Annotated in this window: 19 protein-coding genes and 1 tRNA gene; 11 read left to right on the forward strand and 9 right to left on the reverse strand. The window is 71.6% G+C overall.

The window, feature by feature from the left end:
- Positions 1 to 420: 420 nt before the first annotated feature.
- Positions 421 to 494 (reverse strand) — tRNA-Pro (locus OG413_RS32080).
- A 50-nt stretch (positions 495 to 544) separates the two neighbouring features.
- Positions 545 to 3,199, reverse strand: a complete 2,655-nt coding sequence (locus OG413_RS32085; protein WP_266811727.1) for an AAA family ATPase — start codon at positions 3,197 to 3,199, stop codon at positions 545 to 547.
- Between the two features lie 108 nt (positions 3,200 to 3,307).
- Here OG413_RS32085 and OG413_RS32090 point away from each other — a divergent pair, with 108 nt between their 5' ends.
- The 3 genes from OG413_RS32090 to OG413_RS32100 all read left to right on the forward strand — a co-directional run bounded on the left by OG413_RS32090 (position 3,308) and on the right by OG413_RS32100 (position 4,810).
- A complete protein-coding gene (locus OG413_RS32090) occupies positions 3,308 to 3,808 on the forward strand; it encodes a DUF309 domain-containing protein (protein ID WP_266811729.1) in 501 nt (166 codons plus the stop codon).
- 176 nt (positions 3,809 to 3,984) lie between these two features.
- On the forward strand, positions 3,985 to 4,407 hold the full coding sequence (locus tag OG413_RS32095; RefSeq protein WP_266811731.1) for a DUF350 domain-containing protein: 423 nt from the start codon (positions 3,985 to 3,987) through the stop codon (positions 4,405 to 4,407).
- A gap of 73 nt (positions 4,408 to 4,480) precedes the next feature.
- Positions 4,481 to 4,810 (forward strand): hypothetical protein, encoded by a 330-nt coding sequence (locus tag OG413_RS32100; protein WP_266811733.1) that lies wholly within the window; start codon positions 4,481 to 4,483, stop codon positions 4,808 to 4,810.
- A gap of 93 nt (positions 4,811 to 4,903) precedes the next feature.
- Here the strand turns inward: OG413_RS32100 and OG413_RS32105 are convergent, their stop codons facing one another.
- Genes OG413_RS32105 through OG413_RS32115 form a run of 3 tightly spaced genes read right to left on the reverse strand, consistent with a single transcriptional unit; the run spans position 4,904 to position 8,990 of the window.
- Entirely contained in the window at positions 4,904 to 6,154 is a 1,251-nt protein-coding gene (locus OG413_RS32105) for an NAD(P)/FAD-dependent oxidoreductase (RefSeq protein WP_266811735.1), read from the reverse strand.
- Positions 6,151 to 7,560 carry an FAD-dependent oxidoreductase gene (locus OG413_RS32110; RefSeq protein ID WP_266811737.1) on the reverse strand — a complete coding sequence of 470 codons (1,410 nt, stop codon included), beginning with the start codon at positions 7,558 to 7,560 and terminating at the stop codon, positions 6,151 to 6,153. The genes OG413_RS32105 and OG413_RS32110 overlap by 4 nt, the downstream gene beginning before the upstream one ends.
- A complete protein-coding gene (locus tag OG413_RS32115; protein ID WP_266811738.1) occupies positions 7,557 to 8,990 on the reverse strand; it encodes an FGGY family carbohydrate kinase in 1,434 nt (477 codons plus the stop codon). The genes OG413_RS32110 and OG413_RS32115 overlap by 4 nt, the downstream gene beginning before the upstream one ends.
- Positions 8,991 to 9,358: 368 nt before the next feature.
- Between OG413_RS32115 and OG413_RS32120 the strand changes: the two genes are divergently transcribed.
- A complete protein-coding gene (locus tag OG413_RS32120) occupies positions 9,359 to 10,366 on the forward strand; it encodes a hypothetical protein (protein ID WP_266811740.1) in 1,008 nt (335 codons plus the stop codon).
- Between the two features lie 165 nt (positions 10,367 to 10,531).
- Complete coding sequence (locus tag OG413_RS32125) at positions 10,532 to 12,061, forward strand: amino acid permease (protein ID WP_266811742.1); 1,530 nt, start codon at positions 10,532 to 10,534, stop codon at positions 12,059 to 12,061.
- Positions 12,062 to 12,092: 31 nt separating this feature from the next.
- Here the strand turns inward: OG413_RS32125 and OG413_RS32130 are convergent, their stop codons facing one another.
- Positions 12,093 to 12,896: a sulfite exporter TauE/SafE family protein gene (locus tag OG413_RS32130; protein WP_266811744.1), complete on the reverse strand. Its 804-nt coding sequence runs from the start codon at positions 12,894 to 12,896 to the stop codon at positions 12,093 to 12,095.
- 155 nt (positions 12,897 to 13,051) lie between these two features.
- Here OG413_RS32130 and OG413_RS32135 point away from each other — a divergent pair, with 155 nt between their 5' ends.
- From OG413_RS32135 to OG413_RS32160, 6 genes are all read left to right on the forward strand, one after another.
- Positions 13,052 to 14,245 (forward strand): substrate-binding domain-containing protein, encoded by a 1,194-nt coding sequence (locus OG413_RS32135; protein WP_266811746.1) that lies wholly within the window; start codon positions 13,052 to 13,054, stop codon positions 14,243 to 14,245.
- Positions 14,246 to 14,346: 101 nt separating this feature from the next.
- On the forward strand, positions 14,347 to 15,732 hold the full coding sequence (locus OG413_RS32140) for an ABC transporter substrate-binding protein (protein ID WP_266811748.1): 1,386 nt from the start codon (positions 14,347 to 14,349) through the stop codon (positions 15,730 to 15,732).
- Between the two features lie 153 nt (positions 15,733 to 15,885).
- Positions 15,886 to 16,884: a carbohydrate ABC transporter permease gene (locus OG413_RS32145; RefSeq protein ID WP_266811750.1), complete on the forward strand. Its 999-nt coding sequence runs from the start codon at positions 15,886 to 15,888 to the stop codon at positions 16,882 to 16,884.
- Positions 16,881 to 17,786: a carbohydrate ABC transporter permease gene (locus OG413_RS32150; RefSeq protein WP_266811752.1), complete on the forward strand. Its 906-nt coding sequence runs from the start codon at positions 16,881 to 16,883 to the stop codon at positions 17,784 to 17,786. Before OG413_RS32145 ends, OG413_RS32150 begins: the two co-directional genes overlap by 4 nt.
- Positions 17,787 to 17,851: 65 nt before the next feature.
- Positions 17,852 to 18,904, forward strand: coding sequence for a hydroxyacid dehydrogenase (locus OG413_RS32155; protein ID WP_266811754.1), 1,053 nt, complete (start codon positions 17,852 to 17,854; stop codon positions 18,902 to 18,904).
- The gene (locus OG413_RS32160) at positions 18,901 to 20,841 is read left to right on the forward strand and encodes a DUF2264 domain-containing protein (RefSeq protein ID WP_266811756.1); all 1,941 of its coding nucleotides are present in this window, start codon (positions 18,901 to 18,903) and stop codon (positions 20,839 to 20,841) included. Before OG413_RS32155 ends, OG413_RS32160 begins: the two co-directional genes overlap by 4 nt.
- Before the next feature lie 8 nt (positions 20,842 to 20,849).
- Here OG413_RS32160 and OG413_RS32165 read toward each other — a convergent pair whose 3' ends face one another.
- Genes OG413_RS32165 through OG413_RS32175 form a run of 3 tightly spaced genes read right to left on the reverse strand, consistent with a single transcriptional unit; the run spans position 20,850 to position 23,811 of the window.
- The gene (locus OG413_RS32165) at positions 20,850 to 21,482 is read right to left on the reverse strand and encodes an LUD domain-containing protein (RefSeq protein ID WP_266811757.1); all 633 of its coding nucleotides are present in this window, start codon (positions 21,480 to 21,482) and stop codon (positions 20,850 to 20,852) included.
- Positions 21,479 to 23,047: a LutB/LldF family L-lactate oxidation iron-sulfur protein gene (locus OG413_RS32170; RefSeq protein ID WP_266811758.1), complete on the reverse strand. Its 1,569-nt coding sequence runs from the start codon at positions 23,045 to 23,047 to the stop codon at positions 21,479 to 21,481. Before OG413_RS32170 ends, OG413_RS32165 begins: the two co-directional genes overlap by 4 nt.
- Positions 23,044 to 23,811, reverse strand: a complete 768-nt coding sequence (locus OG413_RS32175; protein ID WP_266811759.1) for a (Fe-S)-binding protein — start codon at positions 23,809 to 23,811, stop codon at positions 23,044 to 23,046. Before OG413_RS32175 ends, OG413_RS32170 begins: the two co-directional genes overlap by 4 nt.
- Positions 23,812 to 23,937 lie beyond the last annotated feature (126 nt).

The raw sequence follows: 23,937 nt of genomic DNA on the forward strand, positions 1-23,937 counted from the left end.
CTCCCGTTGCGGGAAGAATTACCGAATGAGGGAAGTAATCGGTCAACGAGATCATCCGCGAGGCCGGAAAGTGACCGATTGGTTTCCAGAAAAGCAACTCGGCGAACGAGCAGGTTCCGGGCCGCACCGCGGCCCTACCGAACGGGGTGGACCGCAGGAAGGCCGTCGAAGAAGCGACGGCTGTTCAGGCCGGAGTGCCGCGAGGGGGCTGTACGGATCCCGACGCCCGCCTGTTCACCGGCCCACGCGGCGGACGCATTCACCCGCTGACGCCGGTCCGGGCCTCTGGTCCGGGAATCCGGTCTGGGGCGCCGGTCTGGGACGCCGGTCTGGGACGCCGGTCCCAGCTGGTTTCCATAAACGATCAAGGGCCGGTTTCGGATTTCTCCGAAACCGGCCCTGATCTGCGACTGTCTCCAGTCGGGACGACAGGATTTGAACCTGCGACCCCTTGACCCCCAGTCAAGTGCGCTACCAAGCTGCGCCACGTCCCGATGCGTTTCCTCCCGGTTGTCCCAGGTGGCCGCGCAAGAGGAACATTACCTCACTCCGAGGAGCGGATCGACGCCCGTGCCCGTTGGGCGCGGGCGGCGAGCCCTTCCGCTCCGCAGGCCATGGCCTGTTTCTGCGCACGGGACAGCTCACGGTGCGAACTGATCGCGATTCCGTACTCCACCCGGGCCAGTGCGTGCTCGTAGGCGGACGAGGTCTTCTCCAGATGGCGGACCGACTCGGCCAGCAGATGCGTGGCCTCTTCCGGGGGCGCGAAGAGGGAGACACAGCGCAGGGCTTCGCCGATCGCGGTGTCCGTGCCGAAGCGTTCGGCGTGCACCCTGGCGCGGGTGGCGAGCTGAGCCGCACGCACCGGGTCGTCGTCGGCCAGAGCACGGGCGAGGTCGCCCGCCCAGGGCGCCCATACCCCGTTGAAGCGTTCGCGCGGCTCCAGGGCCGCGCCCGCCGCCTCCAATTCGGCGACGGCTTCCTTCGTACGGCCTTCGGCCAGGAGCAGGCGGCCTCGGACGCAGGGTGCGTCGGGCAGCACCATGGCACTGGGATAGGGCGCACCGAAGCTGTAGCGGTCGGCGATCTCGCGGGCCTCGACCGTACGGCCGCGGGCGATCAGCGTGTCGATGAGCAGACAGGTGGCGTCCCAGTGCACGGGGAGCCCGCTGCCGACCCGGTCGGCCAGGCGCAGTCCTTCGCGCAGGAAGCCCTCCGCCTCGGCGAGGCGGCCGCGCCGCCGGTGGACCAGGCCGAGCAGGGTGTGGGCGAAGGCCAAGTGCGCCCCGCTCCAGCCGGAGATCTCGAAGGCGCGCACCGCCTCGCCGAACAGGCTCTCGGCGCGGTCCAGTTGATCGGTGAAGGCGTAGGCGATGCCGACCATCGTGGGGAGTTCGAAGCCCCATTCGGAGTCGGTCCAGCCGAGCCCGCGCGCCGGACTGCCGTCGATCAGGGCGCGTTCGCAGAGGTCGACGACGAGTTGGGCGTTCTCGCCCCGCAGCATGGCGTCGAAGGCCCGCAGGGTGAGCAGGGCCCGCTCCGCGTTGTCGCGGCCCTTCAGGTGATCGGCGTTGCGGGCGAGCCTTCGCGAGCGGGTCGGGCCGTCGGTCTCGGTGGCCTGCATGCCCTCCCAGAGGAAGTGCGCCGCCTGCAGCCGCATCAGTCCGGGTCCCGGAGCCGTACGTGCCGCCTCGGCTGCCAGCGCGAGCGCCGCGTCACGCAGTTGGTTGTTGTGGGCGAGTGCCGCGGCGAGCCGGAAGGTGGCGTCGACCCGCAGACCGTCGTCCAGTCCCGGCATGTCGAGGGCGGAGCGCAGATGCCGCACCGTGGTGGGCGGTGAACTGAGCAGCGACGCGCAGCCCAGTTCATACAGCAGCGCGGCCCGTGCCTGCGGACGGGGCGGCTCCTCCAACGCGCGTTCCAGACAGCGCCTGGCGGCTTCCGGCGCACCGACCGCGAGGTGCTGGCTCGCGGCTTCGCGGAGCTGGGCGACCAGTTCCTGGTCGTCGTCCGGGTGGACCTCCAGCAGATGGCGGGAGGCCGCGGCGGCGCCGAGCCCGGCGCGGGTGATGGCCCAGGCGGCCCGCCCGTGCATCGCCGTGCGGGTGGCCGGCGGGATCGAGCGGTAGACGGCGGTGGCGATCAGCGGGTGGACGAACTCCAGCGGGTCGAAGCCGCTGACGATACGGGCGTCGCGCAGCCGTGCCGTGCAGTCGGCGGCCTCCGCCGGGCTCATCCCTGCGAGGGTGGCCGCGAGCTCCTGGGAGATGTCGGTGCCCAGGACCGCGGCGGCCCAGGCGAAGCGGTTGGCGTTGGTGCCCAGTCGTTCGAGGCGGGCGACGAGTCCGCTGCCGCGGGCGGACGCGCCCAGCTCACGCAGCATGCCGGCCGATTCCTCGACCGGCGGCAGCTCACGGTCCTGGACCTTGGCGACCAGCTCGACGGCCTCGTACGGGTTGCCGCCCGTGACGGCCCACACCTCGCGGCAGAACGGGTCGTCGGCGTGTTCGCCGAGGGCCGCGCGGACCAGTTCGGCGGTGGCGTCCGGGGTGAGAGCGCGCAGGGCGACCCGGACCAGCGCGGTGTGACCGCCCGGATTGCGCTCCGCGTCGCGGTCGGCAGCGTAGTTCGCGTTGCGCTCGGCCAGTTCCTGCGGGCGGTGCGCCTGGACGACCAGGACCGGGAGTTCACCGAGGCGGGCGGTGAACGAGGCCAGCCAGGCGAGGGATTCTCCGTCGGCCCAGTGGGCGTCGTCGACGATGAGCAGCAGGGGCCGGTGGCTCAGGCGCGAGGCAAGCCTGGCGACGACGAAGTCGAGACCGTCGCGGACACCCTGCGGGTCGGGCTGCGAGCCGCTCGGTTCGGCGAGGCCGAGCGCGGGCGCCGTGATCTCGTACCAGTCGCCGAACAGCGCCCGGGTCTCGTCTGCCGGGAACTGGTCGAACGCGGGCTGCAGCAGTTGCCGCACGACGTGGAACGGCACCGAGGTCACGGTCTCACCGCCGCGTGCCGACCAGACGGTGCAGCGGTCGGCGGCGAGCGCCTGGATCTCGGCGAGCAGCGCCGTCTTGCCGATGCCCGCCTCACCGCTGAAGACCAGCAGCCCGCCGACAGCCTGGGCGCCGCACAGGGCGTCCACGGCTTCTGCGGCAGCGGCGAGTTCCGGTTCACGCTCGTACAACGGCCGGGACGGCTTCATGCCCACCCTTCCCCAAAGTGGCACTGACGACTGTCGAGCCTAGTCGTGCGCGGGTGTCCACGGACAGGGTTCACGCCATTCCCCGCAGGTGCGGGGCACAATCGGAGAGTGGACGAGACTCGCAGGGACCGCGACACCGAGGGACGGGCGCACAACGCGCGCCCCCGTGACGGGCTGGGACGCCCCCTGCCCTACGGGACTCCGGGGGTCGAGCGGCAGCCGGAAGGCGTGGTGCGCGCCCCGGCGGAGACCGTACGGGAGGCCCAGCGACTGCTGGACGCGGGGATGCCCTTTCACGCGCACGAGGTGTTCGAGGACGCCTGGAAGTCGGGTCCCGAGGCTGAGCGGGAACTGTGGCGCGGGCTGGCACAGTTGGCGGTCGGCCTGACGCACGCGGCCCGTGGGAACACCACCGGCGGGGCGCGGCTGCTGCGCCGGGGCGCGGCGGCGATCGGCGACTTCCGGGGCACCGATCCGCACGGCATCGGGGTCGGCGGACTGATCGGCTGGGCCGAGGAGCTGGCCGGGCGGGTGGAGACGGGCGCGGGGGCGACGGCAAAGGCCGGAAATGTCGACGCGGCGATTGAGGCACCTCGACTTCGGGCATAGGGCGGCCGGTCGGACGGACGAGCCAGCACGCCAACGAGCCAACGAGCAGACAGTCAGGCCGGGGCGGCCAGGCAGGCGTTCATGTGTGCGATAGGTTTTGCCTCTTCTTGACCGCGTGTCGATCACGTGCGTCGTGATCCCCCTTCCCGACCGCCTGCCTGGAGACGTGTTTCTCGATGACCGACATCATCAACGGCCTCGGCCGCGCCACCGCCTACGGGGCCCTGGGCGTCGTACTGCTCGTGCTCGGCATATTCCTGATCGACGCCCTGACCCCGGGCAAGCTGGGCCGGCAGATCTGGGAGGAGCGCAATCGCAACGCGGCCGTGCTGCTCAGTTCGGCGCTGCTGGGCATTGGCGGCATCGTGTTCACGTCCATCTGGACGACGTACGAGGACTTCGGCAAGGGGCTGGTCTCGACCGCCGCGTTCGGGGTGCTCGGCCTGGTGATGATGGCCGTGGCCTTCCTGGTGGTCGACCTGGTCACGCCGGGGAAGCTGGGGGCCACGCTCGTCGAGCGCGATCCGCACCCGGCGGTCTGGGTGACGGCGTCCTGCAACCTCGCGGTGTCGGCCGTCGTATCGGCGTCCATCGCCTGATCGTTTCGCCGGGCACGGGTGATCCTCCGGGTCCGCGGACCCTCGTGCCGCGCAGCCATTACGATCCGGCTCCATGAGCAATTCTGACCATGACCAGGAACAGGACCAAGGCGTGGACGCCCCGATAGCCGCAGCCGCCGACGAGAAGAGACTGACGCCACGTCAGGCCCGACGGTTGCGGATCATCCTCTCCTCGGTGGGCATGGCGGCGATGGCCGTCGTTCTGGCCCTGCGCATCGCCAGCCGATCGTCCGTACTGGTCGTCGGCGTGTACGGGCTCGCGCTCATCCTGTGCGGCCTCGTGATCGAACTGAGCAGGAACGGACGCACCCGGCTGGGAAGTTGGCTGCTGGGCGTGGGCCTGGTGGCAGCCGTCGGTGCCGACTGGCTGCTGATCCCGTGATGATCGGCTGAGGCCCGGCGGACCCGCTGGGCGGGGACGGGGACGGTGGCAGGGACGGTGGACGGGGGACTCGCGCGACGGGGCCCGGCGGCTTCAGACCGCGGTGATCCGCACGGTGGAACCCTGCGGATCGACCCGCCCCAGCCACCCGGCGCCCAGATGGAACGCCCGGCCCGGCACCGCGGGCAACAGCAGCCGCTGCCGGTCGAGTTCACGCCCGTCCTGGCTGACGACGAGGACGGGGCGCTCCAGCCGCCGCGCGGTGCGCAGCACGAACCGGCCACTCAGCGGGCGGGCCCCGGCCGGCCCGGTCCGGTTCGGCGCGATCCACAGCAGCGGGGCGTCGACCGCCAGCGCCACCGGTCGCGGTCCGGGCGGCGGGCCACCGGCGAGACGGCGCAGTACGGGGACGGCCGCGGCACGGCCCTCGGCCGACGCGACCCGGGCTCTCTCGACGGCGTGCGGCAGGTTCCCCACGGCGAAGACACCCGGCAGCGAGGTGCGGAACTCGGCGTCGTACGCGGGGCCGCGGGTGCCGCGGTCGAGGGTGAGACCGGCGCGCCGGGCCAGTTCGTGGTCGGGGACGAAGTCGCCGGTGAAGACCACCGTGTCGCAGCGGAGGGTGGTGGTGCGGCCGTCCTCGTGGCGCAGGGTGACTCCGGTCAGCGCGGTGCGTCCCGTGATCCCGGTGACGGTTGCTCGGGTGAGGATCGGGAAGCGGCCCCGGAGCCGCAGGAGCGCGGCGGCCGGGGACGGTGGCTGGTCGGTGACCATGGCGACGACCTCGACCCCGGCCGTACGCAAGGTGTCGGCGGCGGCGTGGCCGACGGGTTCGTCGCCGATGACGACCGCGCGGCTGCCGACCGGCTGGCGGTACAGATGGACGGCCTGCTGGAGCTCGCCGGTGGTGTAGACGCCGGACGGCCTGCCGCCGGGGACGAGACGGGCACTGCGCGGGCGTTCGCGGGCGCCGGTGGCGAGGACGACGGCGCGGGCGGTGATCCGTTCCAGTCCGGCGGGTCCGGTGATCTCCACGGTGTGCGCCCCGTCGGCGGGAGCGTTCTCCGCCCAGCCGGTGACGGTGACTCCGGTACGGAGGGTGGCCCCCGCGCGCACGGCCGCCGCCACGCACCGCCGGGCGTACTCGTCCCCCGTCTCCCCTCCTCGTGGCCACCGCCCGAATCCGCCGCGGCGGCAGTGGCGAGGGACGCCGCCCGCGTCGAGTTCGCGTTCCAGGATCTCCACCCGGCCGGCGCCCGATGCCGCGAGTTCGGCCCCGGCGCCGAGACCTGCCGGGCCCGCGCCGACGACCAGGACGTCCACGGTGCGCTCGTGGCGGGTCATCGCCGGGCCTCCTCGAACAGGGCGCGGACCGCGGGTCCGCAGGAGAAGCCCTGGCAGCGGCCGCCCCGGGCGCGGGTGCGGCGGCGCAGCCCGTCCAGGGAACGGGCCGGGACGGTGGCGTTCAGCGCGTCGCGGATCTCGCCCAGGGTGACGCGTTCGCAGTGGCAGACGATGGTTCCGTACGCCGGGTCCCGGTCGATCAGGTCGGCTCGGAGGTAGGGCCGGGGAGACGCTTCGCCGAGGTTGGGCATGGTGATCCCGGGGAGCTCGCGCGCCGTGCCGAGTTCCAGGCCGGTTCTGGTGAGGAGCCCGGTGACATGGGCGCCGATGGCCAGGGAGGCGGTGAGCCCGGTGGACCGGATGCCGCCGACGGTGACGTACCGCTGGGCCGGGTGCTCCTGGATCCGGTAGTCCTCCTGTCCGGTGGCGGCCCGCAGCCCGGCGTAGACGGCCGTGACCTCCTCGTCGAGCAGCTCGGGCAGGATGCGCCGGCCCTTCTCCCGGAGGAAGTGGAGGCCGTCCGCGCTGGAGGCGGTGTCGGTCTTGTCGCCGAGGTCCTCGGAGGTGGGGCCGAGCAGCACGTTGCCGAACACCGTGGGGGCCACCAGAACGCCCTTGCCCGCGGCGGTGGGCACGGGCAGCAGGATGTGGCGCACGAGGTCGCGGGCAAGCTTGTCGAAGACCATGAGCTGGCCCCGGCGGGGTGTCACGGTGAAGGTGTCGTGGCCCAGGTGCCGGTCGATCTCGTCGGCGTACAGCCCTGCGGCGTTGACGAGGTAGCGGGTGCGCAGCGGGCCGCGCGAGGTGGTGAGGGTGTGCGTGTCGGGGCCTGTGTCGATGCGCAGCACCCGGCAGTCGAGGTGCAGGTGGACTCCGGCCAGGACGGCTTGGGTGGCGTACGCGAGAGGGGTCGTCCACGGGCAGATGATGCTCTCGTCGGGGACTTCGAGGGCACCGAACGCGCCCGGCCCCAGACGCGGTTCCCGGTCGTACAGCTCGTCGGCGTCCAGGAGGCGTGCCACGTGATAGCCGTTGCGTTCGGCCTTGGCCAACAGGGCGGGCAGCACGGCGCGTTGTTCGTCGTCCCAGGCGACGAGCAGGGCGCCCACGCGTTCGACGGGGATGCCGGCGCCGGCGGCGTACTCGGTCAGGAGCCGCTGCCCCTCGCGTACGAGCCCGGCTTCGAGCGATCCTGGCACCGCGTCGAAACCGGTGTGCAGAATCGCCGTGTTGGCCTTGGAGGTGCCGTTGCCGATGTCGTCGGACGCCTCGACGAGCGCGGTGCGCAGCGGGTACTTGGCGAGTTCGCGGGCGATCGCCGCGCCGACGACTCCCCCGCCGATGACGGTGACGTCGTACGGGTCGCCGTCGGGCAGCTCCCCGGCACAGGTGACGGTGGGTGTCATGCGCGCTCCAGGAGGGTGTCCACCGCCGCGCGGAATCCGGCCAGCCGCTCGGCTGCCTCGTCCGCGCCGATCCGGGGTTCGTACACGGCGGCGGGTTCCCACGCGGGCAGCGCCTGTCGGACCGGCAGGCGCCGGTCGAGGCCGAGGCGGGCGACGGCGCCGACCCCGAGGGCGGTCGCATCGGGCAGCGCGGAGACTTCGACGGGTCGTTGCAGCAGGTCAGCCTGGGTCTGCATGAGGAGCGCGGAGCGGGTCAGGCCGCCGTCGACGCGCAGGGCCGTCAGGGGGGTGCCGAGGTCGGACGCGGTCGCGTCGGCGAGCGCGACGACCTGTGCGGCGATGCCTTCGCACAGGGCCCGCACCAGATGGCCCGCCGTGGTGCCCAGACCGAGGCCGGTCACCGAGCCGCGCACGTCGCCGCGCCACCAGGGGGCGGCGAGTCCCGCGAGGGCGGGGACGAACGTGACGCCCCCGGCGTCGGGGACGGCGGAGCCGACCGGGTCGAGGTCGGCCGCTCCGGAGATCACGCCGAGATCCGTGAGCCAGCGGACGGCGGAGGCGGCGGTGTAGACCTGTCCGTCGAGGCAGTAGCTCGTACGGCCGCGGAGCCGCCAGGCGACGCAGCTGACCAGGCCGCTGGAGCCGCGTCGCGGCCGGTCGCCGGTCTGGGCGAGGAGGAACGCCCCGGTGCCGTAGGTGCATTTGGCCATGCCGGGGTCCAGGGCGTTCTGGGCGAGCAGGGCGGCCTGCTGGTCGACGAGCAGGCCGGTGAGCGGCAGCTCTCCGCCGAACGCGCCGGTGGTGCCCACGGTGGTGTCGGCGTCGACGACGGCGGGGAGCCGCTCGCCGCCGAGTCCGTAGATCTCCAGGGCCCTGGGCGACCAGTCGACCCGGTCGAGGTCGAGCAGCTGGGTGCGCCCGGCGGTGGCCGCGTCGGTGACGAAAGCGCCGGTCAGCTGGTGGACGAGCCAGGCGTCGCTGGTGGTGACGACGCCCTCGCGGGTCAGTTCGCGCCGTATCCAGGCCATCTTGGGGGCGGCGAAGTACGGGTCGAGGGGCAGCCCGGTGAGCTGCTTCAACTCCTCTTCTTGGGAGGAGAGTTGGGCACAGACGGTCTCGGACCGCCGGTCCTGCCAGACGATCGCCTCGGTGAGCGGGCGGCCGGTGCGGGGATCCCAGGCGAGAACCGTCTCGCCCTGGTTGGCCAGGCCGACGGCGGCGACCGGTTCGGCCGCCTCGCGCAGTGCCTGCCGCCCGGCGTCGAGAACCGAACCGAGCAGCTGGGCGGGGTCCGCCTCGACGACGCCCCCGGCTCCGTACCGGGGCCGGACGGAGGCCGAACCGGAACCGATCACCCCGCGCTCGGGACAGATCACCAGCGCTTTCGTCCCGGAAGTCCCCTGGTCGACGGCGAGCACCGGGCCTGACATCGACACTCCAGCTGTACGGCGGTCCCGAGATGGAACGGAACGGTGATCATTGGTCTTTCACGCACAGAATCGTGCAGACCACGGCATTCGTCAACCCCGGCGCGGGCACCTTGCCGGAACCGGAATGTCCCGGCCAACGTCCGTGGAACTACTGCGACTTCAGTATGATCCGCAAAGTCGTCGGGAGATCGGCGCCCGGCGCTCTACACTCACCGCCGAGCAACAACCGGACTCTCCGGAGCAGTTCGCCCTGCGCTGCTCCCTGCCCCCACGCTCTTGAGGATTCATGACGACCAGACGCACAGCCCGGCCCCGGTGCCCGGCATCCCGCCTCGCCGCCACGGGCTCTCCGGGGGCGGGGCGATCCGATGGCCCCCAGTGACTTCCGGCCGGTCTATCACCCCGCGGGCCACGACAACGAGCTGCGCGGCGCCCTGCAGGATCTGCGTACCGGCCGCTGGGTCTCCATGCGGAATCTGCTGGAAAGCACGCCCGACTGGACGCTGTGGACCCAGCGCACCCAGGTCCTCGGCGCGGTGGCCGCGGGTTCCGACGCCGTGCAGGCATGGCTTACCGAGGAGCCGCAGAGCGTCGCCGCGACGGTGATGCACGCCCGGGTCGTCGTGGAGCGCGCGGTGCGCGCGCACCGGGAACGGCACGCGCGTGCCCAGCAGTTGTGGCAGGAAGCGTGGGAGGGCTGCCGGTCCGCCGCGCACGCCTCCCCCGCCGACCCGGTGCCCTGGATCTGCCTGCTCGCCCTGTCCCAGCTGGACGAACAGCAGCGACTGGAGGAGCACCGGATGCCGCCTCCGGGACCGATGCTGTTCCCGGGGCCCTGGGGTCTGCTGGCGGAGGCGGACAGGCGTGACCCGTGCAACCGCGAGGCATATCACCGGATGCTCCAGTTCGTGTACGCCAGACAGGGCGGCGGATCACTGTCCGAGGCGGTCAACTTCGTTCAGTGGGCGGCCTCCGCGGCACCGAACGGTTCGCCTCTTCATGTGCTTCCCCTGTACGTCCGGGTGGAGCGTTACCGCCGTGAGCACGGCGGCGAGAAGGCGTTGGACCTGCACTGGGTCACCGAGGACGGCGAGCGTGACGCCCAACGGGCGCTGCACCTGTGGTTCTTCCGCACCGATCCGGCCCGCCAGTCCCTGCTCGACCTGAACCATCTGGCCCACGCCCTGTGGGGTGCTCTGCAATTCGCCGACGCGGCGCCGGTGTTCAGAGCGCTGGGACCGTACTACACCTCGGCCCCGTGGGCGTACCGTACCCGCACGCCCGGTGATCCGGCGGCGGCTGAGGACGTGTTCCTGCGGGCCCGCAGCCGGAGCCTGACCGCCACGCCGGATCCCGGAACCGGCCGACGCGGCTGAGCGGGCGGCGCCCGTTCCGCTCACGTTCGCCCTCCCACCCCTTCCTTCCGTTTCCTTCCGTTTCCCTCCGCCTCGCTTCTTCCCCCGCCCCCTCACTCCCCCGAATCCGCTTCCTTCCGCTTCCTTCCGTGATCCCGTCCCCACCCCCGCCCGGAGGTTCGCCCCATGTCCATATCCATCCCCAAGCAGTCGAGCGCGGAGGCCACTCCGCAGAAGGATGAAGAGCAACGCCTGCGCGAGCTCGGCTATCAGCCGGTGCTCGCCCGCCGCATGGGGGGCTTCGGCAACTTCGCGATCAGCTTCTCCGTCATCTCGATCCTGTCCGGCTGCATGACGCTGTACGGCTTCGGCATGTCGACCGGCGGCCCGTCGGTCATGCTCTGGGGCTGGGCCGGTGTCGGCCTGTTCGTGCTCTGCGTCGGCATGGCGCTGGCCGAGGTCACCAGCGCGTACCCCACGTCCGGTGCGCTGTACTACATGGCCGACCGGCTCGGCGGCCGCAAGTGGGGCTGGTACACCGGCTGGCTGAACCTGCTCGGACTGCTGGGCGCGATCGCCGGTATCGACTACGGGGCCGCGCTGTTCACCGGCGCGCTGCTGAATCTGCAGTGGGGCTTCAACCCCACGCCCGGACACACGATGCTGATCTTCCTCTGCATCCTGCTGCTGCACGCCGTGCTGAACCTGTTCGGTGTCCGCCTGGTCAGTGTGCTGAACTCGATCAGCGTGTGGTGGCACCTCGGCGGCGTCGCCGTGATCGTCTCCGTACTGGCGATCGTGCCCTCGAACCACCAGTCGCCGTCGTTCGTCTTCACCGAGTTCGTCAATGACACCGGCTGGGAGAACCCGCTGTACGTGGCCGCGATCGGGCTCCTGCTGGCCCAGTACACCTTCTGCGGCTATGACGCCTCGGCCCACCTGTCCGAGGAGACCTCCAACGCCTCGGTGACCGCGGCCAAGGGCATCGTCCGCGCGATCTGGGTGTCATGGGTGGCCGGATTCTTCCTGCTGGCCGGTCTCACCTTCGCGATCCAGGACTACGCGGGCACCCAGAACAGTGCCACCGGGGTGCCGCCCGCCCAGATCCTGATCGACGCGCTGGGCACCTCGGGCGCCACGGCCATGCTGCTGATCGTGATCGCGGCGCAGCTGTTCTGCGGCAACGCCGAGGTCGCCGCCGCCAGCCGGATGGTGTTCGCCTTCAGCCGGGACAACGCGCTGCCGGGCTCCGCGCTGTGGCGCAAGGTGAGCGCCCGCACCCAGACGCCGGTGCCCGCCGTCTGGCTGTCGGTCTGTGTCGCCGCGCTGCTGGCGGTGCCGTCGCTGTACTCCGCGACCGCGTACGGTGCGGTGACCGCGATCAACGTCATCGGCATCACGCCCGCCTACGCGATCCCGATCTATCTGAAGCTGCGCGCCGGGGACCGCTTCGAACGCGGCCCGTGGCACCTGGGGCGCTGGTCCAAGCCGATCGGCTGGATCGCCGTGGTCTGGGTCGCCATCGTGACGGTGCTGTTCCTGCTGCCGCAGTCCTCGCCGGTGACGATCGACTCCATGAACTACGCGTCGATCGCCCTGGTCGCGGTGCTGATACTCGCCACGATCTGGTGGTTCGTCGCCCGCCGTTCGTACAGCACCCCGTCCAGTTACGGGAACGCCCGTGAGCAGGCGGAGATCGCCGAGGGCATCATCTGATGCCGCCACTGGGCGGGCTCCGGCCGCATCCTCAGTTGAGGAGCAACTGGAGTCCGCCCAGCACGGTCGCCCCGATGACGATCCGTTCGAAGACCTTCTGGTTGATCCGGTCCACGCACCTGCGCCCGATGTACGCGCCGGGGATGACGAACAGCACCAGGCACGCGTCCAGCAGCAGCGAACGGGCGTCGATGAGGCCGAGGCCCACGCTGAAGGGCACCTTGGACGTGTTGACGATCAGGAAGAACCACGCCGACGTGCCAAGGAAGCCCAGCTTCCGGAACCCGGCGGACAGCAGATAGAGCGACATGACGGGGCCGCCCGCGTTGGCGACCATGGTGGTGAATCCGCCGAGCACGCCGTAGATACGCGCCGTGATCCGGCCGCCGCGCGAACTGCCCCGCCCCGTGGCGGTCTCCGCCGCGGTCTCGTCCTCAGGCTTCGCCTCCTGCTCGCTCTTCGCCGCAACGGCGGCGCGTCGCCGCCAGACGGTGACACCGGACATGAACAGCAGAATCGCGCCGATCGAGGTCCGTACGGCGGCGTCGTCGGCCCACATCATGAAGACCGTGCCCGCCACCACGCCCACGGCGACGGCGGGGAACAGCCGCAGCAGTGTCGGCCAGTGCGCGTGACGGCGGTAGACCAGCACGGCGAGGACGTCGCCGGCGATCAGGATCGGGAGCAGCACCCCGGTGGATTCGCGGGCCGGGAGTACGGCCGCGAAGACCGCGAGGCTGATCGTATTGGCACCGCTGACGGCTGTCTTGGAGAAGCCGACGAGTATGGATGCCGCCGCGAGCGCGGCCAGTTGCCAGAGTGTGAAGGTGTCCATGCCAGATCAGATGGTAGACACACACGGTTCTCGGCGGCCGGTCGCGCCGTTCCCTGGCGGGCGGCGGGGGGTTTCTGCCTATGCTGCGCCCCCAAGCGCTCAGACGAAGCGTTCAAACGAACAGCGAACGGCAGAACGGCGAGGGGGCCAGCAGCATGCGGGAGCCGGTGGAACTGAGGCGGCGGCGAATACTGGCGGTGGTGCGGTCGCGGGGCGCCGTCAAGGTGAGCGTGCTCGCCGCCGAACTGGAGGTCTCGGTGGTCACGGTGCGCCGGGACGTCGAGGAGCTGGCCAGGGCCGGGCGGCTGCGGCGCGGGCACGGGGTGGCCCGCGCCGCCGGATCCGTCGACGGGGCGGACGCCGTACCGGCCGCCCCGCGGGAGGAACCGGCCGGGGACGGGGGCGCGGTCGCCCTGGTCGTACCCGAGCGCCATTCGTATCTGTACGAGACGCTGCACGGCGCGCGCTCGGTGCTGGAGGAGTCCGGGATGCGGATCGCCCTGCACATCGCCCCGCAGGCCGTCGGGGCCGAACGGCCGCTGGTGGAGCGGGCGCTGGCGGGTGGGGCGCGTGGGCTGCTGATCGCTCCGCGGTGGCGCAGCGCGCTCTCGGAGGAGGCGGACTACGGCTGGCTCGCGGAGGTGGGGGTGCCGACCGTGCTGATGGAGCGGCGGCCGCGGCCGGGCAGCGCGCTGCACACGCTGGACTCGGTCTGTTCCGACCACTGGTACGGAACGTATCTCGCCGTGGACCATCTGGTGTCGCTGGGCCATCGCCGTATCGTGCTGGCCGCCCGGAACGACAGCCCGACGGCGCGCACCATCCGGGCGGCGTTCGCCGAGATCGCGGCCGCCCGGCCGGAGGTGGAGGACTGGTCGGTGGTGCTCAGCACTCCGGACGCGGTGCCGGGTCCGGGGCCGGAGGGGGAGGCCGTGGCCGCCGGGAGCGGGGCCCTCGGCGGTGGGGCGGCAGCGCCCGCCGGTCCGGGTGCCGGGGACGGCGCGGTCCCGGATCTGCTGTCGGTGCTGCGGGAGCGGCGGGCGACGGGCGCGGTGCTGCACGGCGACGTGGACGCGCTGATGCTGGTCCAGCGGCTGTCCGAGAACGGATTGCAGGTGCCGCGCGACTGTTCCGTGGTGGCGTACGACGATGTGGTCGCGGCGCTGGGCAGTACCCCGCTGACCGCGGTGGCGCCGCCCAAGGCGGAGATCGGGCGGGCCGCCGCGGAGCTGCTGCTGTACCGGCTGAGCGGTGCGGACGGGGCGAGCGGTCCGGTGCGCAGGACGCAGCTGTTGCCCGCGCTGAAGGTGCGCGGTTCGGCCGGGCGGATCACCCCTCCCCAGGAATGATCGTTTGACCGCTTTCATTTTCTTCTGAGCGATCTATTGACCCGTACCGATCAGCCGATCAGGATTCCCGTTGTCTCGAACAGGAGCCTCGGGAGGCGCCCATGCCTGGTCGACAGAGCCGTCGATCCGTACTGGCCACGATCGCCGTGCTGCCGCTGACGGGTGCGCTCAGCGCCTGCGGCAGCGACGGATCACCACGATCGGCCGGTACGAGCAGTACCAGCACCACGAGCACGGCCGGCAGCGCGAGCACCGTCAGGAGCGGTGGCGGGCGGACCCGCGTCACCTTCTGGTCGTCCCTGCGCGGCAGCCAGGAGGTGGTGGACGCGTTCAACCGCGGCCACCGCACCATTCAGGTCGATTTCCAGCAGATTCCCTCGGGGCCCCAGGGCGGGTACGCGAAGCTCAGCAACGCGGCACGGGCGGGCAACGCCCCCGACGTCGCCACCCTCGAATACCCCCAGGTGCCCGGCTTCGCCATCGACGGCGTCGCCCGTGACCTCACCGGGCTGATGAGCGAGAGGCTGCGCGCCGCGCTGCTGCCCCAGGCGCTGGGACTCACCACGTTCGACAAACGGGTCTTCGGCATCCCCCTCGACATAGAGCCGATGGTGCTGCACTACCGCACCGATCTCTTCGCGGAGTACGGCATCGAGGTGCCGCGCACCTGGCCGGAGTTCGAGGAGGTGGCACAGACCGTGCGCCGCAAGGGCGGTGACCGTCGGATCGCGCTGTTCCCGACGGACGGCGCCAACCACATGGCCGCGTACGCCTGGCAGGCGGGCGCCCAGTGGTTCGACACCGCGGGCGGCGCCTGGAACGTCTCGCTCGCCGACGCCCCGACCCGTCGTGTCGCCGCGTACTGGCAGCGCCTCATCGACCGGGACCTGGTCTTCATGAACCCGGTGGAGAGCCGGCAGAGCGATGCCCAGATCGGCAACGGGCTCGTTCTCGCCCGGTTCAGCGGTGCCTGGGACGCGGGTGCGCAGATGAAGGCCCGACCGGGCCAGAAGGGCCGGTGGGCCATCGCGCCGCTCCCCCAGTGGGATCCGGCGAAACCCGCCATCGGCACCCACGGAGGTTCGACCTTCGCCGTCACCGGGGACAGCGCGCACCCGGAGGCGGCGATGGAGTTCATCGAGTGGCAGGTGTCGCATCCGGACTCCCTGCGGGCCCGGCTCTCCAGCGGCGCCAGCAGCCAGTACCCGGCCGTTCCCGGCCTGGTGGCCGTGGGCAACAAGGCCTTCGACCGCGGGTACTACGGCGGCCAGGACATCTACACCCTCTTCGACGAGGAGGCCCGCAAAATCCGGGACGGCTGGATCTGGGGGCCTCGGATGACCGCCACCGGCAAGGTCATGCAGGACGGATTCGCGCGGGCGAGCGGCGGCCAGGGCTCGCTGATCGAGTCGTTGAAGGCCGCCCAGCAGGGCACCATGCCCGATCTCCGGGCGCTCGGCCTCGCCACCACCGACCACTCCACCTGAGCGTCCCGCGTGCCCCGCCCGCCGTACTTCGCTCGGCGCTCCCGCGCCCCGCACGCCCGTCCCGCGCCGTGTCCGCGGCGTACCGCCCGGCCCGAGCGCGCCGGCAGCCGCTCCCATGACCTCGTCCCCGCAGCAGAGAGGCAGGTGACATCCATGACCAGCACCACCCCTGTTTCCGCCCCGGCGAACACCGCTCCACGAACGCCCCGTCCGCCGTCCGCCGCCACGACCGCGCCCACCGCCCGCAGATCCGCGCGGCGCCGTGAACTCGGTGCGGCGGGTGCCCTGATGACGCCGTTCTTCATCCTCCTGATCACGGTCTTCCTCATCCCCGTCGGCACGGCCGTGTGGCTGAGCTTCTTCAGCGACGACCAGCCGGGACTGGGCTTCGGCCCCGAGCGCACCGTCTTCGTCGGGCTGCGGGGCTACACCGCCGTCCTGACCGACCCGACGTTCCTCGGCGGTCTCGGCATCGTCGCGCTGTACTGCCTGATCTACATTCCGCTGATGGTGATCGGCGCGCTCGCCCTGGCCCTGCTGCTGGATTCCGGAGTGGTGCGGCTGCGGGCCACGGCCCAGCTCGCGCTGTTCCTGCCGCACGCGGTGCCCGGCATCATCGCCGCCATCATCTGGCTGTATCTGTACACCCCCGGACTGAGTCCGGTGATCGAACTGCTCGGCAAGGCGGACATCACCGTCGACTTCCTGGGTGTGCACACCGTGCTCCCGTCGATCGTGAACATCGCCCTGTGGAGCAATCTCGGCTACAACATGGTCGTCTTCTACGCCGCGTTGCAGGCCGTCCCGCGCGAGGTGATCGAAGCCGCGGTCGTCGACGGGGCCGGACCCGTCCGTACCGCGCTCCAGGTCAAGGCGCCTCTCGTACGGTCCTCGATCGTGATGGTCGCGATGTTCACGCTGATCTTCGCGCTCCAGCTGTTCACCGAACCGATGCTGCTCGGCCAGTCGACCCCGATGATCAACTCCCGCTTCTCGCCCAGCATGTACATCTACGACGCCGCGTTCACCCGTAACAACTACGGCCTCGCGGCAGCCGCCTCGGTGATCCTGCTGATCTTCACGATCGCCCTCTCCTACGGCATCACCCGCTGGACCAACCGTGCCGACGCCGCCGAGGAGGACGCCCGATGAGCGCGTCGACCGCCACCCGTCCCACCGCGCCCCGGCCCGCCGCGCCCCGAAAGGCCGGCGCGCCGCGACCGAGGCTGCTGGGCCGGTCCGTCGTCAATCTCGTCATCGGCATCTCGGTGCTGTACACCCTGCTGCCCGTGCTGTGGCTGGTGCTCGCCTCCACCAAGGACCGGGACGCGCTGTTCAAGAGCGCGGTGCTGTCGTCGGGCGACTTCTCCTTCATGCGGAACCTGACGGACCTGTTCGCCATGGACGGCGGGCTGTACGGGCGCTGGTACGGAAACAGCCTGTTGTACGCGGTCCTCGGCGCGGCGCTCGGCGCCCTGGTCAGCATCGGCTGCGGCTACGCCTTCGACAAGTACCACTTCCGGCACAAGGAGAAGCTCTTCGGTCTGGTGCTGGCGGCCGTGATGGTGCCGCAGACCGTGCTGGCGCTGCCGCTCTATCTGATGGCTTCGGCCACCGGCCTGGTGAACACCTTCTGGTCGGTGTTCATCCCGGTCCTCTTCAACCCCTTCGGCGTCTATCTGGGCCGGATCTTCAGCCAGGGCTACGTACCGAACGAGGTGCTCGAAGCAGCGCGGGTGGACGGCGCGGGCGAACTGACCACCTACGTCCGGGTGGCACTGCGGATGCTGGGTCCGGGCCTGGTCACCGTCTTCCTCTTCCAGCTGACCGCGATCTGGAACAACTTCTTCCTGCCCATGGTCATGCTCTCCGACCAGGATCTGTATCCGGTCAGTCTCGGGCTCTACACCTGGAACAGTGCCGCCAGTGTCTCCCCCGAGTACTACCCCGCGGTGATCATGGGTTCGCTGCTCGCGGTGCTTCCGCTGATCCTCGCGTTCGCCCTGCTCCAGCGCTTCTGGCGGTCGGGGCTCACGGCGGGCGCGGTCAAGTAGCCGGTCCGCCACGGACCCGCCGCCGGGCGACAGCACCGCAACGGACCCCTCGTACCAGGAGAGAGATGCCCCGCACCACCGACACCACATCCCTTCCGGCCCCCCGGCCGGTGCGCCGGCCGCGCGCCGCCCTCGCCATGCGGCCGGACGCCGCGGCCGCCCTGCTCACACCCGAGGCCCTGGCCGCGCTGGGCGAGGTGTGCGCGCTCACCCCGCCGCCCGTCCTCGACGACTTCACCACCGACCGGGCCCGCTCCGCCCTCGCGGACGTCGAACTGCTGGTCACCGGCTGGGGCTGCCCGCCGCTTGACGCGGACGTCCTGGCCGCCGCCCCCGCGCTGCGGGCCGTCGTCCACACGGCGGGCTCCGTCCGCGGCCATGTCACCGCGGCCTGCTGGGAGCGCGGCATCGAGGTCTCGTCGGCCGCCGCCGCCAACGCGCTCCCGGTCGCGGAGTACACCGTCGCGATGATCCTGCTGTCCGGCAAACGGGCCCTGGAACGGGCCCGCGAATACCGCGCCGTACGCCGCCGGGGCAACTGGCTCGGCACGCCGCCGGACGTCGGCAACTACGGCCGGACGGTGGGCATCCTGTCCGCGTCGATGATCGGCCGAAGGGTGATCGAGCTGCTGCGCCCGTACGATCTGCGGGTCCTCCTGCACGATCCGTACGTCTCCGCGACGGAGGCCACGGCGCTCGGCGTCCGGCAGGTGGGGATCGGCGAACTCTTCGCAATGAGCGATGTGGTGAGCGTCCACACACCGCTGCTGACGGCCACGCGTGGGCTCGTCGGACGTGAACTCCTCGCCTCCATGCGGCCGGACGCCGTGCTGATCAACACCTCGCGCGGCGCGGTCCTGGACCAGGACGCCCTGACCGACGTACTCCGGCAGGACCGGATCCGGGCGATCCTCGATGTCACCGAGCCCGACGAGCTGCCGGACACGCATCCCCTGTGGGAGTGCGAGAACGCACTGATCACCCCTCATCTCGCCGGATCCCAGGGCAACGAATGGCGTCGGCTGACCGATCTGGCGGTCGGCGAGGCCGCCCGTTGGGCCGCGGGCGACGGTTTCGCCCATCCCGTATCGCACGAAAGGCTGGCGTTTCTCGCATGACCACCTCCCCCTCCTTCGAACTCCCCCCGGAAGACCGCGAGTCGAGCCCGCACACCGGATACACCCGGGCGCACTGGGAGGCCGCGGCGGACGGGCTGCTGCACGCCGCCTGGCGGTGGGCCACCCCCGGCCGGGCCCTGCTCGACCTGCCCGGACGGCCGTCCGCTTCCGGGGTCCGGTCCGACGGTCTGGAGGGTTACGCCCGTACGTTCCTGGCCGCCGCGTTCCGGGTCGCGGGCGCGGAGGGCAAGGACCCGCACGGCTGGCTGGAGCGGTACGCGGACGGGCTCGGTGCCGGTACGCGGACGCCCGGACGGGACGACACCGAGTCCTGGCCGCTGATCCTGGACCACCAGGTGCAGGGGCAGCCCATGGTGGAGTCCGCGTCCGTCGCCATCGGGCTGCGGCTGACCCGGCCCTGGCTCTGGGACCGGCTCGACGAGGGGGTGCGGGACCGCGCCGAGGTATGGCTCCGGAGCGCTCTGCGGCACACCCCGGCGCCCAACAACTGGTATCTCTTCCCGTACTCCGTCGCCGGGTTCCTGGAGTCGGTGGGCCGCGGCGACGACGAGACCGCGCGGGCCAAGGAGCGGGCGCTGGAGCTCCTGGAGGGCTGGTACCGGGGCGAGGGCTGGTACGCGGACGGCGACGGGCGGTCCTTCGACCACTACAACGGCTGGGCCCTGCACCTGTATCCGGTGCTGGACGCGTATCTGTCGGGCGACGCGGAGCTGTCGGCGCGCTACGGGGCACGGCTGCGCGAGCACCTGGAGAGCTTCTCGCTGATGTTCGGCGCCGACGGCGCTCCCCTGCACTTCGGGCGTTCCCTCTCCTACCGCTTCGCGGCGGGCGCGGCGGTCGGCATCGGCGCCGTCTCCGGGCACACCCCCCTGTCTCCCGGAGTCTCCCGGCGCCTGGTCAACGGGTCACTGCGCTACTTCATGGAACGGGGCGCGACCGGGGACGACGGGCTGCTGTCCCTCGGCTGGCACGGCCCGCACGAGGCCACGCTCCAGACCTACTCCGGCCCCTCGTCGCCGTACTGGGCGTCCAAGGCGTTCGTCGCGCTGCTCGCCCCCGCGGAGCATCCGCTGTGGACGGCGGCCGAGGAACCGGCGCCGAGCGAGGGGCCCGACCGGGTGCTGTCGCTGTCCGCTCCGGGTTTCCTCGTGCAGTCGACGCGTGCGGACGGCATCGTCCGGCTGCACAACCACGGGAGCGACCACATCCGGCCGCACGAGGGCGAGTCGGCGGCCGGTGAGGACCCGCTCTACGCGCGGCTGGCGTACTCCACGGTGACCGGTCCGACCGCCGCCGCGAACGCGGCGGACAACCATCTGTCCGTGCGGGTCGGCGGGGCGCGCAGCTCCCGGCTGCGCATCCACCCGCTGGGCGCCGGGCACGGCGAGGGCTGGGGCTGGGCGGCGTCCTGGCACCGCCCGGTCTTCCCGACGGGGCCGGCCACGGTGCCGGGGCTGCGGGTGGAGAGCGTGACCGTCGTGCGGGGACGCTACGAGCTGCGGGTACACCGGGTGCTCGGGGCTCCGGACGGGGCGCGGGTCGAGCAGACCGGCTGGGCGACGGGCCCCGGGGACGGGGTGCGGTCCCAGCTGCACGGGCTGCACGGCTGGGAGACGGTGGAGGACGTACGGGCGCCGCAGGGCACGGCGTTCACCCGCTGGGCGGCCCTGCCCCGGCTCGCCGCCGACGCGCGGGGCACGGTCCTGCTGGTGGCCCTCGCCTCGCTCACCGCCGAGCCGGACGCCACCGGACTCGACGCGGTGGTGAGCGGGGTGGACGTGAACGGCGACACCATCGAGGTCATCTGGGCGCACGACGGTGCGGGCGACCGTACGGACGACGCGGCGAGGACCCGGATCGTCTTCGGGTCCTCGGCGGCGAGGCCCGCGGCGGTGGCGGTGGACCACCGCCGGTAGTCCGGGCCCTACACGTCCGTGCGGATCACCACGGCGAGGGTGCGCGGGCCGTGGACGCCCTCCACGCGCTCCAGTTCGATGTCGGAGGTGGCCGAGGGCCCGCTGATCAGGGTCGTCGGCCGCTCCGGCACCAGCCCGGCCACCGCCTCCGGCACACCGACCCGGACCGAGGAGAGGTCCACGACGCAGACGTGCAGATCGGGGACGAGCGACAGGGCCCGCCGTCCCTGACCGGACGAACCGTCCAGGAAGATCGTGCCGGTCTCGGCGCAGCTGACGGCGGACGCGGTCACCACGCCGTCCAGGGCGTCGAGGCTCGGCGCCGGAATGTCGGCCGAGTCCCACTGGACCTCGCCGTCGAACGCGCCGAGCCACGCCTCGTCGAGCCCGGCCGGCACCCCGATCCGGCGGGCGCCGCACTCCCGCAGGACCTCGGCGATCACCTCGGCGGTGCGGTCGGCGGTGCAGGCGCGGACGCGCGCCTTGTAGTCGACGAGCCGGTCGGTGAACAGGGCGAGGCGGGCGTCGTCGGGCAGGGTGCGCCCGGTGCGGTACTCGCGCGGAATGACGGTCGCGGCGGTGGGCGCGAGGGCCAGGGCGTCCCGGACGCGGCCGAGCACGGTGTCACGAGCGGTGGTCACTTCTCGTCCTCCTGGGGTCCGTTGCCGCTACCGTGGGCCTCGCCGTTACCGTGGGCGTCGGCTGCGGCTGCGGCGTCCCGCATGGTGGCGGCGCCCTCCGCCGATGCCAGCCAGGAGCGGAAGGTCTGCCTGGGCGGAGCCGCGGTGTCCCGGCTGTCGCTCCAGCCGCTGAACGGTGCGGGCAGATGCGACAGGGTGCCGTCCCGCCCGGCCAGCACCCGGCCGATACCGGCTGCCTTCTGCGCGGCGGTGAACAGCTTCGGCTTCCTCATCACGGTGGCGGCGGCCTTCATGGCCAGCCTCTCCGCCGTCGTACCGGACTCCTCCGTGTTCTGATGGCGCAGCTCGACCAGCATCGAGGGGATGTCGATCTTGACCGGGCAGGCGTCGAAGCAGGCACCGCAGAGGCTGGAGGCGTACGGCAGCGAGCTGTTGGGGTCGTCCTTGGCCGCGTGCATCCCGGCGAGCTGCGGGGTGAGCACCGCACCGATCGGGCCGGGGTAGGTCGACCCGTACGCGTGGCCCCCGGCCCGTTCGTACACCGGGCACACATTGAGACAGGCCGAGCAGCGGATGCAGTTGAGCGCCGCGCGTCCGACGGTGTCGGCGAGTGCCGCGGTGCGCCCGTTGTCGAGCAGGATCAGATGGAATTCCTGCGGCCCGTCGCCGGGCGTCACCCCGGTCCACATCGAGGTGTACGGGTTCATCCGCTCGCCCGTGGAGGAGCGCGGCAGCAGCTGGAGGAAGACTTCCAGGTCCGAAAAGCGCGGCAGCACCTTCTCGATGCCCATGACGGTGATGAGGGTGTCGGGCAGGGTCAGGCACATCCGGCCGTTGCCCTCGGACTCGACGACCGACAGGGTGCCGGTCTCGGCGATACCGAAGTTGGCGCCCGAGACGGCGACCTTCGTCGTCATGAACTTCTCGCGCAGATAGGCGCGGGCGGCCGCGGCGAGGTGGGCGGGCACGTTGTCGAGCGTCGGGTCGACTCCGGGGATCTCCTTGAGGAAGATCTGCCGGATCTCGTCCCGGTTGCGGTGGATCGCGGGTACCAGGATGTGCGACGGCTTGTCGTGGGCGAGCTGCACGATGAGTTCGGCCAGATCGGTCTCGTACGGGGTGATCCCGGCCGCTTCGAGGTGCTCGTTGAGACCGATCTCCTGCGTGGCCATCGACTTGACCTTGATGACGTCGCCGCTGCCGGTAGCCTTCACCAGCCGGGTGACGATCTCGTTGGCCTCGGCTCCGTCACGGGCCCAGTGGACGGTGCCGCCGCGCTCGGTGACCTTGCGTTCCAGCTGTTCCAGGAGTTCGGGGAGCCGGTTCATGGTGTCCGTCTTGATCGCCGACCCGGCCTCTCGCAGCTCTTCCCAGTCGGGGAGTTCGCCGGTGACGTGGAGGCGTTTGGCGCGGATGGTGCGGGTGGCGCGGCCGAGGTTGCGGCGCAGCTGCTCGTTGCGCAGCTCGTCGTGGGCGGCCTTGGGGAAGGTCCGCTCGCCGCGCAGATTGCCCGTTCCGTAGGGGGAGCGCGGCGGGGCGGCGGGCATGCCGAGGAACGTGCTCATACGGCGGCCTCCAGCGGGGCGTACGGCGAGGTGCGGGTGGCGGCGAGGACCTGGGCGAGGTGCAGGGTGCGCGTACCGGACTTGATCCGGGAGAGCCCGCCGCCGATGTGCATCAGGCAGGAGGAGTCACCGGCGGTGCACACGGTGGCCCCGGTGGTGGCGATGTTGCTCATCTTGTCCTGGAGCATCGCGGTGGACGTCTCGGCGTTCTTCACGGCGAAGGTGCCGCCGAAACCACAGCAGACATCGGCTTCGGGGAGTTCGACGAGGTCGATGGAGTCGACGGCACGCAGCAGCTTCAGCGGCTTGTCACCGACCCGGAGCATCCGCAGGGAGTGGCAGGTGGGGTGGTAGGTGACGCGGTGCGGGAAGTACGCGCCGACCGCGGTGACATCGAGGACGTCGACAAGGAATTCCGACAGTTCGTACGTCTTCGCCTTGACGGTGGCGACCGAGGCGCGCAGCGCGGCGTCCCCGTACCGGGCGGCGATGATCTCGTGCTGGTGGCGGACCGAGCCCGCGCACGAGCCCGACGGCATCACGACCGCCTCGATCGACGCGTCGCCGAACTGGTCGGCGAAGTCGCGCACCAGCGGGACGGGCTCGCGCTGGTAGCCGGTGTTGATGTGCATCTGGCCGCAGCAGGTCTGCTCCGGCGGGAACACCACGTCGTGGCCCAGCCGGGCGAGCAGGACAGCGGTGGATTTCACCGCCTCGGGGAAGAGCGTGTCTCCCAGACAGGTGGCGAAGAGTCCGATGCGCATGGGGCCTCCCCGGTCGTTTGTATGGTCGGACCATACTAGTCTCGGTCCGTACGGGGAACCAGCGGGCACGAAAAGGGGACGGTGCGTCGCGCACCGTCCCTTCGATGGACTCCTGATCGCCTGACC

Origin of the sequence: Streptomyces sp. NBC_01433 (assembly GCF_026340105.1) — a bacterium.
Lineage (GTDB): Bacteria > Actinomycetota > Actinomycetes > Streptomycetales > Streptomycetaceae > Streptomyces.

What these genes read in the sequence shown, in the direction of transcription:
- OG413_RS32085 (WP_266811727.1), bottom strand. Translation starts at nt 3,199, where the DNA reads ATGAAGCCGTCCCGGCCGTTGTACGAGCGTGAACCGGAACTCGCCGCT.
- OG413_RS32095 (WP_266811731.1), top strand. Translation starts at nt 3,985, where the DNA reads ATGACCGACATCATCAACGGCCTCGGCCGCGCCACCGCCTACGGGGCC.
- OG413_RS32100 (WP_266811733.1), top strand. Translation starts at nt 4,481, where the DNA reads ATGAGCAATTCTGACCATGACCAGGAACAGGACCAAGGCGTGGACGCC.
- OG413_RS32105 (WP_266811735.1), bottom strand. Translation starts at nt 6,154, where the DNA reads ATGACCCGCCACGAGCGCACCGTGGACGTCCTGGTCGTCGGCGCGGGC.
- OG413_RS32110 (WP_266811737.1), bottom strand. Translation starts at nt 7,560, where the DNA reads ATGACACCCACCGTCACCTGTGCCGGGGAGCTGCCCGACGGCGACCCG.
- OG413_RS32115 (WP_266811738.1), bottom strand. Translation starts at nt 8,990, where the DNA reads ATGTCAGGCCCGGTGCTCGCCGTCGACCAGGGGACTTCCGGGACGAAA.
- OG413_RS32120 (WP_266811740.1), top strand. Translation starts at nt 9,359, where the DNA reads ATGGCCCCCAGTGACTTCCGGCCGGTCTATCACCCCGCGGGCCACGAC.
- OG413_RS32125 (WP_266811742.1), top strand. Translation starts at nt 10,532, where the DNA reads ATGTCCATATCCATCCCCAAGCAGTCGAGCGCGGAGGCCACTCCGCAG.
- OG413_RS32130 (WP_266811744.1), bottom strand. Translation starts at nt 12,896, where the DNA reads ATGGACACCTTCACACTCTGGCAACTGGCCGCGCTCGCGGCGGCATCC.
- OG413_RS32135 (WP_266811746.1), top strand. Translation starts at nt 13,052, where the DNA reads ATGCGGGAGCCGGTGGAACTGAGGCGGCGGCGAATACTGGCGGTGGTG.
- OG413_RS32140 (WP_266811748.1), top strand. Translation starts at nt 14,347, where the DNA reads ATGCCTGGTCGACAGAGCCGTCGATCCGTACTGGCCACGATCGCCGTG.
- OG413_RS32145 (WP_266811750.1), top strand. Translation starts at nt 15,886, where the DNA reads ATGACCAGCACCACCCCTGTTTCCGCCCCGGCGAACACCGCTCCACGA.
- OG413_RS32150 (WP_266811752.1), top strand. Translation starts at nt 16,881, where the DNA reads ATGAGCGCGTCGACCGCCACCCGTCCCACCGCGCCCCGGCCCGCCGCG.
- OG413_RS32155 (WP_266811754.1), top strand. Translation starts at nt 17,852, where the DNA reads ATGCCCCGCACCACCGACACCACATCCCTTCCGGCCCCCCGGCCGGTG.
- OG413_RS32160 (WP_266811756.1), top strand. Translation starts at nt 18,901, where the DNA reads ATGACCACCTCCCCCTCCTTCGAACTCCCCCCGGAAGACCGCGAGTCG.
- OG413_RS32170 (WP_266811758.1), bottom strand. Translation starts at nt 23,047, where the DNA reads ATGAGCACGTTCCTCGGCATGCCCGCCGCCCCGCCGCGCTCCCCCTAC.
- OG413_RS32175 (WP_266811759.1), bottom strand. Translation starts at nt 23,811, where the DNA reads ATGCGCATCGGACTCTTCGCCACCTGTCTGGGAGACACGCTCTTCCCC.